This is a genomic window from Micromonospora sp. NPDC023869, from assembly GCF_055559695.1.
Window position 1 is genome coordinate 66,015 of sequence record NZ_JBVHKD010000011.1, and the last position, 14,479, is coordinate 80,493.

Consider the following 14,479-nt stretch of genomic DNA (forward strand, 5'->3'; position numbering starts at 1 on the left):
GTCGCCCGCAGGCCACCGGCGCCGGGCATACTGCGCTGCGTGCCATCCGGTCACCCGTACCTCGACGCCCCGACGCCGCTGGCCTTCGCGCACCGGGGCGGTGCCGCCGACGGCGACGAGAACACCACGGCGGCCTTCGCCCGCGCCGTCGATCTGGGTTTCCGGTACGTGGAGACCGACGTGCACGGCACCGCCGACGGGGTCGCCGTGGTCTTCCACGACCACACCCTCGAACGACTCACCGGGCAGCGGGGGCGGCTGTCCGCGCTGCGCTGGGCCGACCTCGCCACGGTACGCGTCGGCGGGGCCGCCGCCGTGCCCCGCCTGGACGAGGTCCTCGACGCCTGGCCGCAGGTGCGCTTCAACATCGACGTGAAGTCCGACCCCGGCGTGGCACCGACGGTGTCCACCGTGGCCCGGGCCGGCGCCGGTGACCGGGTGCTGCTCGCCTCGTTCAGCGACGCCCGGCTGACCCGGCTGCGCGCCCTCACCCACGGTCGGGTCGCCACCAGCCTCGGCGTACGCGGAGTGGCCCGGCTGCGCTGGGCCTCGCTGACCGGTCGGCCGGTGCGGCTACCGCCGTCGGTGGTGGCCGCGCAGGTGCCGGTGCGCTTCGGCCGGATTCCGGTGGTGGACCGCCGCCTGCTGCGCACCGCCCATCGACTCGGGTTGCAGGTGCACGTCTGGACGATCGACGAACCTGCCGAGATGCACGAGTTACTTGATCTCGGTGTGGATGGCATCATGACCGACCACGTCGGCGTGCTGCGCGACGTCTACCGCAGCCGCGGCCACTGGGCCGCCTGAACACCCCGGGCAAAGGACCCCACATGGCCGAGACGGCGACCCCTGCCGCGCAGGACGACACCCCGCAACCCGCCAGCACCCGCCGCGAGCGCACCGGCTGGTACTTCTACGACTGGGCCAACTCGGCCTTCCAGACCACCGTCATTACGGTGTTCCTCGGGCCGTTCCTGACCAGCGTGGCCAAGATGGCCGCCGGCTGCCAGCTCGGCGCCGACGACTGCAGCGGGTACGTCTACCCGCTGGGCATCAAGGTGGCCGCCGGCTCGTACTACCCGTACCTGATCTCGCTGTCGGTGCTGCTGACCGTCTTCGTGCTGCCGGTGATCGGCGCGATCGCCGACCGCTCGCTGTACAAGAAGCGGCTGCTGGCCGCCACCGCCTTCACCGGCGCCGGCGCGACCATCGGGATGCTCTTCGTCACCGGTGACCGGTACCTGCTCGGCGGCGCGCTGTTCATGATCGCCAACATCAGCTTCGGCGCGGCGATCGTGGTCTACAACTCGTTCCTGCCGCAGTTGGGCGGGCCCGACGAGCGTGACGGCATCTCCAGTCGCGGCTGGGCGCTGGGCTACCTCGGCGGTGGCCTGCTGCTGGCGTTCAACCTGGTCGCGGTGCAGTCGTTCGACAACAGCACCCCGGAACGCACCCTCGACCTGGCCCGTTGGTCTATCGTCTCGGCGGGCGTGTGGTGGGCGGTGTTCACCCTGGTGCCGCTGCGCTGGCTGCGCGAGCGTCCCACCGCCGCCGCGGTCGCCGCCGGTCCCGGCGGCAACGTGCTCACCGACGGCTTCCGGCAACTCGGCCGCACCCTGCGGGAGATCAAGGCGTACCCGTTGACGCTGTTCTTCCTGCTGGCGTTCCTGGTCTACAACGACGGCATCCAGACCGTCATCACCCTGGCCAGCCAGTACGGCACCGAGGAACTGCGGCTGGACCAGAGCACCCTGATCGTGACGATCCTGCTGGTGCAGTTCCTGGCGTTCGGCGGCGCGCTCGGCCTCGGTTGGCTGGCCGGGCGGATCGGCGCGTGGAAGACCATCCTGCTGAGCCTGGTGCTGTGGACCGCGGTGATCCTCGGCGCGTTCCGGCTGCCGGCCGAGGCGCCGCTGCCGTTCATGGTGCTCGGCGCCGCCATCGGCCTGGTCCTCGGCGGCAGCCAGGCGTTGAGCCGGTCGCTGTTCAGCCAGCTCATCCCGGCCGGCAAGGAAGGCGAGTACTACGGCTTCTACGAGATCAGCGACAAGGGCACCAGTTGGTTGGGGCCGCTCGCGTTCGGTCTGGTGTTCCAGCTCACCAACTCCTACCGGGTGGGTCTGGTCTCCCTGCTGATCTTCTTCGTGGTCGGGTTCCTGTTGCTGCTGGCGGTGCCGATCCGGCGCGCGATCGTGGCCGCTGGCAACACGCCGCCACGGGTGCTGTGAGGCACACCGGCGGGCCGTCGGTGGACCGGTGGGCGCCGTCGATCGGCTAGGCTGCCGGTCCGTGACGAGCGCCGCAGACCCCGTACCCACCTGCCTGGCCCGCCCCCGGATGGCCGGTCCGGGCGACCCCTCGGGTGGGTGCGTGGCCGCCCGTGGCGTCGACGGGCGGCCCGCGCACGCCGCCGCGCTGCGCTTCTACTGGGGCCCGATGGACTGCGGCAAGTCCACGATGGCGTTGCAGATGAACTACAACCACTCCCGGCAGGGCCGCCGGGGACTGGTCACCACCCGCATCGACCGGTCCCTCGGCCCGCAGGTCACCACCCGCATCGGTCTGGCGCACGAGGCGATCGAGGTGACCGACGGGCTCGACCTGCGCGCCCTGGTCCGCGACGCCTGGGCCGACGGGGTCCGGGTGGACTACCTGATCTGCGACGAGGCCAGCTTCTACTCCGTCGAGCACGTCGAGCAGATGGCCGACCTGGTCGACAGCTACGACGTCGACGTGTACGCCTTCGGGCTGGCCACCGACTTCCGGTCCTGCCTGTTCCCGGCCGCCCAGCGGCTGTTCGAGCTGGCCGACTCGGTGGCCCGGATCCAGGTCGAGGTGCTCTGCTGGTGCGGCCGGGAGGGCCTGCTCAACGCCCGGGTCGCGGGCGGACGGATCGTCCGCCAGGGCGAGCAGGTGGTCATCGGCGACACCGTCGACGACGCCGACGTGCGCTACCAGGTGCTGTGCCGACGCCACCACCGCAGCGGTGACCTCGGTCCGCGCGCCACCGCCTGGCCCGAAGACTGAACCACCTGCGTCGCCACGTCGGATAACGAAACGATCACTGCTGCGAACCTTTCCCGGGGGCCCGCCGCTCCTGGTGCGTGACGAGTTGCGCACACGGGCCACACCGGCCCGCGGACCGGCGGGGGTACAGGACGGATGAGGTTCGCGTGGCGGCGTGCCCGGGGCACGAAAGGCCTGCTGCTCGCCGCGGCCGGAGCGGCACTGGTGGCGACGGTCGCCCTGACCGGCCTGGCCGCCTACAACCGGGACGTGGTCGACTCGGGCACCCGCAACGTGCTCGCCGGGGCCACCGCGGCGGAACGGTCGCTGCTGGTGCGGGCCTCCGCCGGGCGGACCGCCGACGCGCTGCGGGACCGCGACACCGCGCTCCGCGCCCAGGTCGACACCGACCTGGGCGGGTTGCCCGCGCAGGTCACCGGCGCCGGGTACGCGGCCGGACGGCAGTTGCGCGGCGACACTGGTGACGCCGTCGCCGACCGCACCGGCACCACGTACGCGTCGGTGATGTTCCTCGACGACCTGCCCGCGCACGCCCGGCTGGCCGCCGGCACCTGGCCGCAGGCCGGCGCGGAGCCGGTGCAGACCGCTCTCGCCGAGGCGGCGGCCCGGACGCTGCGGGTCGACGTCGGTGACCGTGTCCCGATCACCGACGGGCTCACCGGGCGGATCACCGAGGTGACCGTCACCGGGCTGTTCACGCCGCTGGACCCGGACGACGCGTACTGGCGGCTGGCGCCGGAGACGGCCACCGGCGCGCTGCCGCAGTCGGCCACGTACGGGCCGATGACGGTGGCCCGCGAGGACTTCGTCACCCACTTCCTGCCCAACGCGTCCGCCGGCTGGCTCGTCGAACCCGACCTGACCGCGGTCGGCCCCACCGCCCTGGACCGGTTGGCCGAGGCCGCCGGCCGGATCACCACCAGCACCCCGGCCGAGGCCGGGCTCGGCGAGTCGGCGATGGCCACCAGCGACCTGGCCACCCTGGTACGCCGGCTGCAACAGGCCACCCTCGTCGGCCGGTCGGCGCTGGTCACCCCGATGCTGCTGGTGGTGGTGCTCGGCGGGTACGCGTTGCTGCTCGTCGCCGTGCTGCTCACCGAGCACCGCCGGGGTGAGACCGCGTTGCTGCGGGCCCGGGGCGCCGCCCGTCGGCAACTGGCCGGGCTGACCGCCCGGGAGGCCACCCTGGTCGTGCTGCCCGCCGCGGTGCTCGCCCCGCTGCTCGCCGGGCAGGTGCTCGGGCTCGCCGACCGCCTGCCGGGGCTCACCGCGGTGTCGCTGCGACCGGGCGGCGCACCCGACGCGACGGTGTGGCTGGTCGCCGGGGCGGCGGCGGCCGGCTGCGCGCTGGCGATGATCGGGCCGAGCCTGCGCCGGGGCGACAGCTACGTCGCCGACCTGGCCAGCCGCTCCCGGCCCAGCCGTCGCGGCATGGTGCAGCGCGCCGGCCTGGACGTGCTGCTGGTCGGGCTGGCCCTGCTCGCCTGGTACCAGCTCAGCCGCTACTCCTCCCCGCTGTCCCGGTCCCGCGGCGGTGACCTGGGGGTCGATCCGCTGCTGGCCGCCGCACCCACGCTCGGGGTCCTGGCCGGCGCGGTGCTGGCGCTGCGGCTGCTGCCGCCGCTGGTCCGGCTCGCCGAACGGTGGGTGGACCGCAAGCCGTGGACGGCCGTCATGCTCGGCACCTGGCAGGCCGGGCGACGACCGCACGCCGGACCGGTGCTGCTGCTGGCCCTCGCCGTGGCGGTCGGCACCCTCGCCTGGTCTTTGGCCGGCACCTCCCGACGCTCGCTGGACGACCAGGCCGCGCACCTGGTCGGCGCGGACCTGCGCCTCACCGAGGTCCACGGCTCCGCCGCCGACCGGGCCGACCAGCTCGCCGGGCTGCCGGGCGTGCAGGTGCCGCTGCCGGCCTGGCGCGACACGGTACGACTCGGGCCGGCCGCCGCACCGGCCACCATGCTGGCGGTCGACGCCGACGCTGCCGGCCCGGTGGTGCGACTGCGGGCCGACCTGGCCGGCGGCTCCACCGCCGACCTGCTCGACACGCTCACCGCCGGCCGGGTCGAGGCGCCCGGCACGGTGTTGCCGGAGGGCACCCGGCGGTTGACCGGGCAGGTGAGCACCCGGATCGAGGACACCGAGACGAACTCCCCGGTACGCCACCACGTGGTGCTGCTCGACCCGCACGGCACGCACCGCAGGCTGGCGTTGGGCACCGGCGACCGGGACGGCACACCGCTGCGGTTCGCCGTCGACCTGCCGACCGGCCCCGGCCCGTGGCGGTTGGCCGGCTTCGCCACGGAGACCCTCGGGGCACCACGGACGAGCCTCGACTGGCGGTTGTCGGACCTGAAGGCCAGCCCGGACGACTCCTCCGGCACCCCGGTCGCGCTGACCGGGGACGCCGCGTGGCACCTGGTCGACCGCACCGGTGCCGCCTCCGGTGCGACCGCCTCCGACGCCGGGCTCACCGCCCGCTACTCGCGGGACGTGCCGGGCGGCTGGTTCGCCCGCAGTACCCCGCTGCACCTGGCCGTGACCCGCACCGCCGACCCGACCCGGGTGCCGGTCGTGGCCACCACGGCGGCACTCGACGCGCTGCGCCTGGACGTGGGCGCGCAGACCCGGCTGTTCCTGGGCGGGGCCGAGGTCGACGTGGTGGTGGTCGACGTCGTGGCCGCGTTGCCCGGTGACGCCGAGGACGCCGCGTTGCTGGTCGACCTGCCCTCGCTGGGTGCCCGGCTCTTCCACGACCACGGACTCGTCCGGTCGCCGCAGGAGTGGTGGCTGGCCGTGCGGCCCGGCGAGGCGGAGCGCGTGGCCGAGGCGGCCGGCGCGCTCGGCGGCCTGACCGTGCTGGCCCGCGAGGACGTCGCCGCCGAGCTGGCCCGCGACCCGTTCGGGGTGGGTGCGCGAGGTGCGCTGTTCGCCGCCGCGCTGGCTGCGGTGCTGCTGGCCGCCGTGGGCGTGGCCGTGGACGTCAGCGCCACCGCGCGACGCCGGGCCACCGAACTGGCGGTGCTGCACACCCTCGGCGCCGGACGACGCCTGGTGGCCCGGTCGTTGCTGGCCGAGCAGTCGTTCCTCGCCGGGATGGGAGTGCTGGTCGGCCTGCTGGTGGGGGTCGGAGTCGCCGCGACGATGGCACCGCTGGTGATCCTGACGCCGTCCGCCGAACGCCCGCACCCGCCACCGCTGCTGAGCGTCGACTGGCCCCCGGTGCTCGCCACCGGCGTGGGCCTGCTGGCCCTGGCACTGGCGTTCAGCGCCGCCGCCTCCACCGGCATGCGCCGTCGCCTGACCGTCACGGACGGAGAGAACCGATGATCGGCCGGATCAGGGTGTACACGGGTCAGGTGGGTCTGCTGGCGTTGCTGGGACTGGTCGCGGCGATGCTGGTGACCGCCGCGCCGCGACTCGCCGACGGGTACGCCGACCGGGGGCTGCGGGCCGACGTCGCCGACCTTCCGCACCTGGTCCGCGACATCTCCTTCGGCGTGGCGCGTCCCGCACCGGCCGAGGCCGGACAGGCCGAGCTGGACCGGTACGCCGCCGCGCTGCCGCAGCCGCTGCCCGCCCTGGTGGATCACCGGTGGTACGCCTCCTCGATCGCCCCGGCGGTGCTGCCGGCCAGCGGCGACGAGACACCCATGGACGGCGGCGCGCGCAAGGAGTTCGGGGTACGCGCCCAGACCGGCGTCGAGGAGGCGGCCGAGGTGACCGCCGGACGGTGGCCGCGTACGCAGGCGGGCGGCCCGGCCGAGCTGGCGGTGTCGGTGCAGGTGGCCGAGGTGCTGTCCCTGCGACCCGGCACCGACCTGCGGTTCGGGGGCGGGAACCGGCAGGCCCGGGCACGCGTCGTCGGGGTGTTCACGCCACGGGACGCCACCGACCCGGTCTGGGACGACCTGCGGCCGGCGCTGAACCCGACCGTGCCGCTGCTCGACGGCGACCCGTACGTGGTGGCGGGCGTGACCGACTGGGCCGGCATGGACCGGATCTCGGCCGGTGCCGGGGTGCCGGCGGTGAGCGGCTGGCGGTACCGGCTCGACGAGCAGCGGCTGGACACCGCCGTGCTCGACGCGGTCACCGCGGCGGTGGCCGAGACCCGCCGCGCCGAGACGGTCCCGGGTGCGCTGGTGCAGACCTCGCTGGACACCGCGCTGGTGCGCTTCGCCGACGAACTGCGGTCGGTCCGGGCGCTGCTGGCCGTCGTGCAGACCGGTTTGCTGGCCAGCCTGCTCGGGCTGATCGTGCTGGCGGCCCGGCTCGCGGTACGACGTCGACGGGCGGAACTCACGCTGCTGCGGGCGCGGGGTGCCTCGCTGGGCACGATCGGTCGCCGGTTGCTCGTCGAGGCGGTGCCCGTACAGCCGCTCGCGGTGCTGCTGGGCGCTCTGGCCGGGGCGGCGGTGCCGGGCCGCTCGACCGGGGCGCCCTGGCCGGTGCCGGTGCTGGCGGTGCTCACCACTGTCGTGGTGCCGGTGCTGGCGGTGCTCACCCATCGGCGGGTCGGTGTGGTCGCCGGCCGCGCGGACGTGGTGGCGCATCGTCCGAGCGCGCGTCGGCTCACGCTGGAGGCGAGCGTGCTGGTGCTCGCCGGGCTCGGCGTGGTGCTGCTCCGCCGCCGGGGCCTGGACGCTGCCGGCGGCGTCGACGCGTACCTGAGTGCGGTGCCGGTGCTGGTCGCGGTCGCCGCCGCGCTGGTGGCGATCCGGTTGCTGCCGTGGCCGCTGCGGCTGGTTGGCCGGTTCGCCACCCGGGCCCGGGGCGCGATGCTGTTCCTCGGCGCGGCCCGTGTCGGCCGGGGTACGCCGGTGGCGTGGGGGCCGCTGGCGGTGCTGATCGTCGCGGTCAGCACCGGCGTGTTCGGTGGCGTGGTGACGACCACGGTGGCGGACGCCCGGGACCGGGCCGCCACGCTGAGCGTCCCGGCCGACGCCTGGCTGACCGGGTACACCTTCGCCCCGGACGCCGCCGACACGCTCGGCGCGGTGCCCGGGGTGCAGGCGCTGGCCCGGGTGTGGGTGGAGTCGAACCGGCGGCTGTTCTCCGACAGCGGTCCGGCAGCACGTCAGCTCGGCCAGGCCCGGGTGCTGGTGGTGGATGCTCCGGCGTTCGCCGAGGTGGTGGCGCGCAGCGGCGTGGACGTCGACGTGCCGGCCGCGTTGCGTGACGCGGCCCGTGGCGACGGGCCGGTGCCGGCGGTGGTGTCGCCCCGGGTGGCGGCGGAGGTCGGCGACGGCGCGGTGGCCGACGTGCAGAGTCGGCGGTACGCCTTCCAGGTCGCCGGGGTCGCCGACGCCTTCCCCGGGGTGGGGTTGGGCGTGGAGCGGTTCGTGGTGCTGCCGTGGCAGGCGCTGCCCGAGTACGAGTACACCCCGATCGTGCCCAACCGGTACCTGCTCGCCACCGACGGCGTCGACGAGACGCGGTTGCTGGCGGTGGCCGACGAGGAACAGCGGCGGCGACAGGCCGACGTGCTCGGCAGGGAGGTGACCCGGGCCCAGGTGCCGGCGGCCCTGCAGACGCGGCAGGCGTACCGGGACGGGTTGGAGCGGACCGGGGCCAACGAGGTGTTGACCCTGGCGTTCACCGTGGGCGCGGCCGGCGGCACCGCGCTGGCGGTCCTCGCCGTCGGGTTCGCGGTGGTCGCCGACGCCGCCGGGCGGGGCCGGACGCTGTCGCGGCTGCGCACCCTGGGGCTGTCGGCGGCGGGCGGTCGGCGGCTGCTGGTGTACGAGCTGGTGCCGCTGGTGGTGGTCGCGGCGCTGACCGGCGCGGCGGTCGGGGTGGCTCTGCCCCGACTGCTCGGTCCGACCCTGGGGCTGGCCGCGTTCGCTCCCGGGGTCCCCATCCGCGACCACCTGGACCCGCTGGTCGTGGGCGGGGTGCTGGCGCTGGTGGTGCTCGGCCTGCTGGTCGGTCTGGTGGTGGAGAACCTGGTGAACCGGCGGATGCGCCTCGGCGAGGTGCTGCGCCTGGGAGAGGAGAACCCGTGAGCGAGCGTCAGCGAGCGGATCATGGACTGGTGTCTCACGGCGGCGTGCAGCGGAGCGGAGAGTCGGCATGACCTTGATGGAGGACGTGCCGGATCTGGCGACGTTGCAGCGGCGGGCGGCGGAGCGTGCCGCCGCCCGCGCCGGTGGCGTCGAGCGGTTGCGTGGCCACATCGTCTGCGACGGCCTGGTGCGGATCTTCACCAGCGAGGGGGTGGAGGTCGTCGCGTTGCAGGGGCTCGACTTGGTCGTGGACCGGGGCGAGCTGGTGGCGATCGTGGGCGCCTCCGGGTCCGGCAAGTCCACGGTGCTGAACATCCTGTCCGGGCTGGACACGCCGACCGCCGGGATCGCCCGGGTCGCCGGCTACGACCTGTTGACCATGTCGGCCCGCAGACGGCTGCGCTACCGGCGGCACACCGTCGGGTTCGTGTGGCAGCAGACCAGCCGCAACCTGCTGCCGTACCTGTCGGCGCGGGAGAACGTGGAGCTGCCGATGCGGCTGGCCGGTCGGGGTGGCCGGGCCGGTCGACGACGCGCGGCGGAGCTGCTGGACATGGTCGGCGTCGGGTCCTGCGCGGACCGCCGGCCGGGGCAGATGAGCGGTGGTGAGCAGCAGCGGTGCGCGGTCGCGGTGGCGGTCGCCAACGACCCGGAGGTCCTCTTCGCCGACGAGCCGACCGGTGAGCTGGACGAGGCGACGGCGGCGGAGGTGTTCGGGGCGCTGCGCACCATCAACGCCGAGCTGGGCGTCACGGTGGTGGTGGTCACGCACGACCCGCAGGTCGCCACGCAGGTCCGCCGGACCGTCGCGATCCGCGACGGGCGCACCGCCTCGGAGGTGCACCGCACCGCGCGCATCGGCGCCGACGGCGTCGAGGAACTGGTCACCGAGGAGTACGCGGTGCTGGACCGGGCCGGGCGGATGCAGTTGCCCGCCGGGTTCGTCGACGCGTTGGCGCTCAAGGACCGGGTGAAGCTGACCCTGGAACCGGACCACGTGCAGGTCCGCGCAGGCGACGGGAGGGACGCGACGTGAGCGAGGACCTGGTACGGGTCGAGGGGTTGTGCCGCGACTACGGCAGCGGCGACCAGGTGGTCCACGCGGTGCGGGACGTGTCGTTGCGGGCCGGGCGCGGTGAGCTGGTCGCGGTGCGGGGGCGCTCGGGTGCCGGCAAGACCACGTTGCTGAATCTGATCGGCGGACTGGACCGGCCCACGGCCGGCCGGGTGTGGGTGGCCGGTCGGGAGGTGACCGCCGCCGGTGAGCAGGAATTGCTGCGGCTGCGCCGGGACACCGTCGGTTTCGTCTTCCAGTCCTTCGGGCTGATCCCGATCCTCTCCGCCGCCGAGAACGTCGGGGTGCCGATGCGGCTGGCGAAGACGCCGGCCGCGCAGCGCGAGGAACGGGTGTCGGTGCTGCTGGAACTGGTAGGGCTGGGCGGGCAGGCCGCGCAGCGCCCGTACGAGATGTCCGGTGGGCAGCAGCAGCGGGTGGCGATCGCCCGCGCGTTGGCCAACGACCCCGAGCTGCTGATCGCCGACGAACCCACCGGCCAGTTGGACTCGGAGACCGGCCGGGCGGTGATGGACCTGCTGCGGGCGCTGGTGCACGCGCGCGGGATGACCGCGCTGGTGGCCACGCACGACCCGACGCTGGTGGAGATGGCCGACCGGGTGCTGGTACTGCGCGACGGTCGGCTGATCGAGTCGGCCGAGCCGGTCGGCGTGTGATCAGTACGGGTCGCCACAGACCCGCCACCCGTCCTCCCGCACCACCGACAACTCACGCTGCTCGGTGGCGCCGCTGTCGCGGGTCAGCCGGACGGTGACCGTGCCGTGGGGCTTGCCCCGGTCGGTGGCCACCGACACGTCGACGATCTCGTAGTCGCGCACGGTCGGCGGGGTGCGGACCCAACTGGTGAAGCCCAGCTCGCTCCACCGGCTGCGCGAGTCGGCGCAGAGGCGCTCGTACGCGCTGTCGGTGTCGCCCGTGGTCACCTCGCGCAGGAACCCCTCGGCGGTCTCCCGCACCGGGCCGGCGGCCTGGGTCACGACCTGCACGTTCCAGGCGCCGAGACCGGCGACGCCGATGCAGCACAGGGCCACGCCGGCGCCGGCGAAGACGAGCCCGACCCGCATCGGGTGGCGTCGCCGGGCCGGCCTGCTCCACGGCTGCGCCTCGCCCACACCATCCGACCGTAGAGAATCGGGCGCGTCGGCGGGCGGAAAGCGTCCGGTGCCGGGTCAGTTGCGGCGGCGGGCCCGAGCGGCCCAGATGGCGTACGCGGGGTCGCGGTCGAGGTTGTGCCGGTCGCGGTCGTAGCGTCGGGTGGTGCGCGGGTCGGCGTGCCCCATCGCGTCCTGCACGTCCTCCAGCGGTACGCCCTCGGCGCGGGCGGTGGTGGCGAAGGCGTGCCGCAGCGAGTGCGGTGACAGTCGCGCCCAGGCCGGGATGCCCGCGTCCCGGGCGAGTCGCCGGATCAGCCGGAACACCGAGTGCCGGTCCAGTCGGGCGCCGCTGGCGGTGACCAGCAGCGCCCCGGTGAGTTGGTGCGCCGCCACGCCCTGCTCGGCGGCGCGCTGGGTCAGGTAGGCGTCCACCGCGTACGCGGTCGAGGGGGTCAGCGCCCGGCGGCGGGACTTACCGCCCTTGCCGGTGAAGCGCACGCTGCGGTGTCCCCGTTCGGCGCCGAGGTCGGCGACGTCCAGGGAGACCAGTTCCCCGACCCGCAGGCCCAGGTCGGCCAGGAGGGTGACGGCGGCGCGGTTGCGGGCCGCCGTCGGCCCGGTGTCGGTCTCGGCGGCGGCGAGCAGCGCGTCCACCTCGTCCGGGGCAAGGCCCACCGTGCCCGAGTGGTCGCGGTCGATCCGGGGCCGGTCGGCGTCGGAGACCGGGTTGGCGTGCACCGCCTGGAGCTTGACCAGGAAGTCGTACCAGCTGGACATGGCGGAGAGCTTGCGGGCCACGGTCGCCGGGGTCAGCGGCTTGCCGGTACGCGCCGCCAGGGTGCTCTCCAGTGTCCGCGCGTACTCGTTGACGTGCAGGAAGTTCGCCCGCAGCGGGTCCAGGTGGCGGGCGTCGCACCAGCTCAACCACCCGGCGACGTCCCGCCGGTACGCGTCCCGGGTGTGCTCACTCAACCGCCGGTTACGCAACCACGCGTCGGTGACGGCCATCGGCCCCCCGGGCAGGGCGGGATGGGCCGGCGGGCGGTACAACACCGGGGTCTCGGTCGAACGCATGTGAAAAATGTTCTCAGTCGTGTTTCAGGATGACGAACAGGCGCGCCGACGCCTCATGATCGCACACCCCCGTTCCGGACCGTCGCGGCACACGGCCGGGCGGGAACACCTCCCACCCGGCCGTCGCGTGCGTCAGGCGTTGATCTGCCGCCGACCGTCGCCGGTCGCGCTGACGGTGACCTTGCGCGGCTTGGCCCGCTCGGCCACCGGGATCCGCAGCGTCAACACGCCGTTCTCGTACCCGGCCTCCAGCCTGTCCGTGTCGAGCGTGTCGCCGAGGAAGAGCTGCCGACTGAACACCCCCATCGGGCGCTCGGCGGCGACGAGTTCGACGGTGTCCCCGGCGGGCCGGCGACGCTCGGCCCGGACGGTCAGGACGTTGCGCTGGACGGTGCAGTCGATGCTGTCCGGGTCCACTCCCGGCAGGTCGAAGGCGGCGTAGAAGTGGTCGCCGTCGCGGTAGGCGTCCATGTGCATGACCGCCGGGCGGCTGGTGGTGCCGAAGAACTGCTCGGCGAGCCGGTCGATCTCACGGAACGGGTCGGTGCGCATCAGCATCTCGTGCCTCCTCGGTTCCTCTGCGCCGAAGGTTCGGAAGTAGTTGAGCCTTGGCGACTCAACTTGCTGTCTTCTTATTTAGCGCGCCGGGCGCCCGTCGTCAACTCCCGCGCGGTGGTCGTCGAAGGCGGCCAGCAGTCGGCGCAGCAGCCGCAGGTCGCCCTCGGCGCGCGCGGCTCCGCTCTGGACGGCCTCGTCGAGCTCGCGTCGGTCGAACACGAGGTCCTGCACGGTACGCACGGCGGCGGTCAGGGTGGCATCGGCGGGTACGTCACCACGGATCGCCTCCAGCCTGCCATGGCCGATGGTGAGCAGGAACGCGTCGCCGGGCAGCCGGAGCGTGACGGTGCCGCGCACCGATCCCATCGCGGCGGCGTCGAAGGTGGTGCGGAGTGCCACGATCAGGGCGTCCGGGCTGAGTTCCTCGGCCGAGTCCGGCTGTGGCGACAGCCGACTGCCCCAGTCCCCCAACGCCAGCAAGACCGGTTCGAGTGCGAGACCGCGCTCGGTGAGCTCGTAGATCAGCCCGGTCGCCGGAGGCAGCGCGCGGTGCCGCGCCAGGATGCCGGAACTCTCCAGCTCGCGCAGTCGCTGGGTCAACACGTTCTGGCTCATGCCGGGCAGTCCACGGTGCAGATCCGTGAACCGCTTGGGGCCGAACAGCAACTCGCGCACCACCAGCAGCGCCCAGCGTTCACCGACCATGTCGAGCGCTCTGGCGATGCCGCACAGGTCCAGGTAGCTCCGCACGCGCCGATCGTACCTTGCATTCGACACCAGTTACTCCTAGTTTAGGAGTAACGCTGATCAGAGGAGTTCGGATGCCGCACGTGTACTCAGCCGACGGCACGTCGATCGGTTACGACCGGCTCAGTGACGAGGGACCTGCGCTGGTGCTCGTCGGGGGCGGCCTGGACGACGGCACGGAGAACCGGCCGCTGGGCGAGCACCTGGCCACCAGCTTCAGCGTCGTGAGCTACCGGCGACGTGGGCGAGGCGACAGCGACGACGGCCGGCCCTACGCCGTCCAACGGGAGGTCGAGGATCTCGCTGCCGTGATCGACGCCGCCGGAGGCCGCGCGCACCTGTTCGGGGCCTCGAGCGGAGGAGCGCTCGCGCTCGAGGCGGCCGCCGCCGGACTCCCGGTCGACCGGATCGCCGTCCACGAGGTGCCGTACCAGGTGGACGACGCGATGATCTCCGCTTGGCGGGCGTACCGGCGCGAGCTTGAGGCCGCGCTCGACGCCGGCGACCGCGACCAGGCGCTCACGCTGTTCATGCGGCTCGCCGGCTCGTCCGAGCAGGACATCGCGGGCGCGCAAGCCGCACCGGTGTGGCCCGCGCTCCGCGCGCTGGCGCCGACGTTGCGCTACGACGCGGCATGCCTCGGCGACGGCCCGCCACCCGCGAACCGCCTCGCGATGGTGCGGCAGCCGGTGCTCCTGACGACCGGCATCACGGTCGACCCACAGATGGCCGGACTTCCCGTCGACTTCTTCGGCGCGGCGGCAGACGCTGCCGCCGCCGCACTGCCCGACGCCCGGCGGCACACCCTCACGGTCGAGGGCCACGTCGCCGATCCGGCCGTGCTCGGTCCCCTCCTCATCACGTTCTTCGCCGGCTGACCCGTCTTCTCGACGCGCCGG

At 74.1% G+C, this 14,479-nt stretch carries 12 protein-coding genes; 8 read left to right on the forward strand and 4 right to left on the reverse strand.

The annotated features are described in order from the left end of the window. The first annotated feature begins 39 nt into the window (after positions 1-39). The 7 genes from ACZ31C_RS25650 (at position 40) to ACZ31C_RS25680 (ending at position 10,763) form a co-directional block, all read left to right on the forward strand. Positions 40-807, forward strand: a complete 768-nt coding sequence (locus ACZ31C_RS25650) for a glycerophosphodiester phosphodiesterase (RefSeq protein ID WP_465797439.1) — start codon at positions 40-42, stop codon at positions 805-807. 23 nt (positions 808-830) lie between these two features. After that, on the forward strand, positions 831-2,228 hold the full coding sequence (locus tag ACZ31C_RS25655; protein WP_465797440.1) for an MFS transporter: 1,398 nt from the start codon (positions 831-833) through the stop codon (positions 2,226-2,228). Between the two features lie 109 nt (positions 2,229-2,337). Further along, positions 2,338-3,027 (forward strand): thymidine kinase, encoded by a 690-nt coding sequence (locus ACZ31C_RS25660; protein WP_465797552.1) that lies wholly within the window; start codon positions 2,338-2,340, stop codon positions 3,025-3,027. A 135-nt stretch (positions 3,028-3,162) separates the two neighbouring features. Further along, positions 3,163-6,357 (forward strand): FtsX-like permease family protein, encoded by a 3,195-nt coding sequence (locus ACZ31C_RS25665; protein WP_465797441.1) that lies wholly within the window; start codon positions 3,163-3,165, stop codon positions 6,355-6,357. Next, the gene (locus tag ACZ31C_RS25670; protein WP_465797442.1) at positions 6,354-9,032 is read left to right on the forward strand and encodes an FtsX-like permease family protein; all 2,679 of its coding nucleotides are present in this window, start codon (positions 6,354-6,356) and stop codon (positions 9,030-9,032) included. The genes ACZ31C_RS25665 and ACZ31C_RS25670 overlap by 4 nt, the downstream gene beginning before the upstream one ends. Positions 9,033-9,099: 67 nt before the next feature. Then, complete coding sequence (locus ACZ31C_RS25675; protein ID WP_465797443.1) at positions 9,100-10,068, forward strand: ABC transporter ATP-binding protein; 969 nt, start codon at positions 9,100-9,102, stop codon at positions 10,066-10,068. After that, positions 10,065-10,763: an ABC transporter ATP-binding protein gene (locus ACZ31C_RS25680; RefSeq protein WP_465797444.1), complete on the forward strand. Its 699-nt coding sequence runs from the start codon at positions 10,065-10,067 to the stop codon at positions 10,761-10,763. The genes ACZ31C_RS25675 and ACZ31C_RS25680 overlap by 4 nt, the downstream gene beginning before the upstream one ends. Here the strand turns inward: ACZ31C_RS25680 and ACZ31C_RS25685 are convergent, their stop codons facing one another. The 4 genes from ACZ31C_RS25685 to ACZ31C_RS25700 form a co-directional block, all read right to left on the reverse strand. Continuing rightward, positions 10,764-11,171, reverse strand: coding sequence for an Rv0361 family membrane protein (locus ACZ31C_RS25685; RefSeq protein WP_465797553.1), 408 nt, complete (start codon positions 11,169-11,171; stop codon positions 10,764-10,766). Between the two features lie 105 nt (positions 11,172-11,276). Continuing rightward, a complete protein-coding gene (locus tag ACZ31C_RS25690) occupies positions 11,277-12,275 on the reverse strand; it encodes a tyrosine-type recombinase/integrase (protein ID WP_465797445.1) in 999 nt (332 codons plus the stop codon). 132 nt (positions 12,276-12,407) lie between these two features. Further along, positions 12,408-12,833 (reverse strand): Hsp20/alpha crystallin family protein, encoded by a 426-nt coding sequence (locus ACZ31C_RS25695; protein WP_396745930.1) that lies wholly within the window; start codon positions 12,831-12,833, stop codon positions 12,408-12,410. Positions 12,834-12,911: 78 nt separating this feature from the next. Continuing rightward, entirely contained in the window at positions 12,912-13,583 is a 672-nt protein-coding gene (locus tag ACZ31C_RS25700) for a winged helix-turn-helix transcriptional regulator (protein ID WP_465797446.1), read from the reverse strand. Positions 13,584-13,654: 71 nt separating this feature from the next. Here ACZ31C_RS25700 and ACZ31C_RS25705 point away from each other — a divergent pair, with 71 nt between their 5' ends. Then, complete coding sequence (locus tag ACZ31C_RS25705; protein ID WP_465797447.1) at positions 13,655-14,458, forward strand: alpha/beta fold hydrolase; 804 nt, start codon at positions 13,655-13,657, stop codon at positions 14,456-14,458. Positions 14,459-14,479 lie beyond the last annotated feature (21 nt).

Bases quoted from the DNA above. Each gene is read 5' to 3' on its own strand.
- ACZ31C_RS25660 (WP_465797552.1), top strand. From the start codon at position 2,338: ATGGCCGGTCCGGGCGACCCCTCGGGTGGGTGCGTGGCCGCCCGTGGC.
- ACZ31C_RS25670 (WP_465797442.1), top strand. From the start codon at position 6,354: ATGATCGGCCGGATCAGGGTGTACACGGGTCAGGTGGGTCTGCTGGCG.
- ACZ31C_RS25655 (WP_465797440.1), top strand. From the start codon at position 831: ATGGCCGAGACGGCGACCCCTGCCGCGCAGGACGACACCCCGCAACCC.
- ACZ31C_RS25685 (WP_465797553.1), bottom strand. From the start codon at position 11,171: ATGCGGGTCGGGCTCGTCTTCGCCGGCGCCGGCGTGGCCCTGTGCTGC.
- ACZ31C_RS25690 (WP_465797445.1), bottom strand. From the start codon at position 12,275: ATGCGTTCGACCGAGACCCCGGTGTTGTACCGCCCGCCGGCCCATCCC.
- ACZ31C_RS25665 (WP_465797441.1), top strand. From the start codon at position 3,163: ATGAGGTTCGCGTGGCGGCGTGCCCGGGGCACGAAAGGCCTGCTGCTC.
- ACZ31C_RS25675 (WP_465797443.1), top strand. From the start codon at position 9,100: ATGACCTTGATGGAGGACGTGCCGGATCTGGCGACGTTGCAGCGGCGG.
- ACZ31C_RS25695 (WP_396745930.1), bottom strand. From the start codon at position 12,833: ATGCTGATGCGCACCGACCCGTTCCGTGAGATCGACCGGCTCGCCGAG.
- ACZ31C_RS25705 (WP_465797447.1), top strand. From the start codon at position 13,655: ATGCCGCACGTGTACTCAGCCGACGGCACGTCGATCGGTTACGACCGG.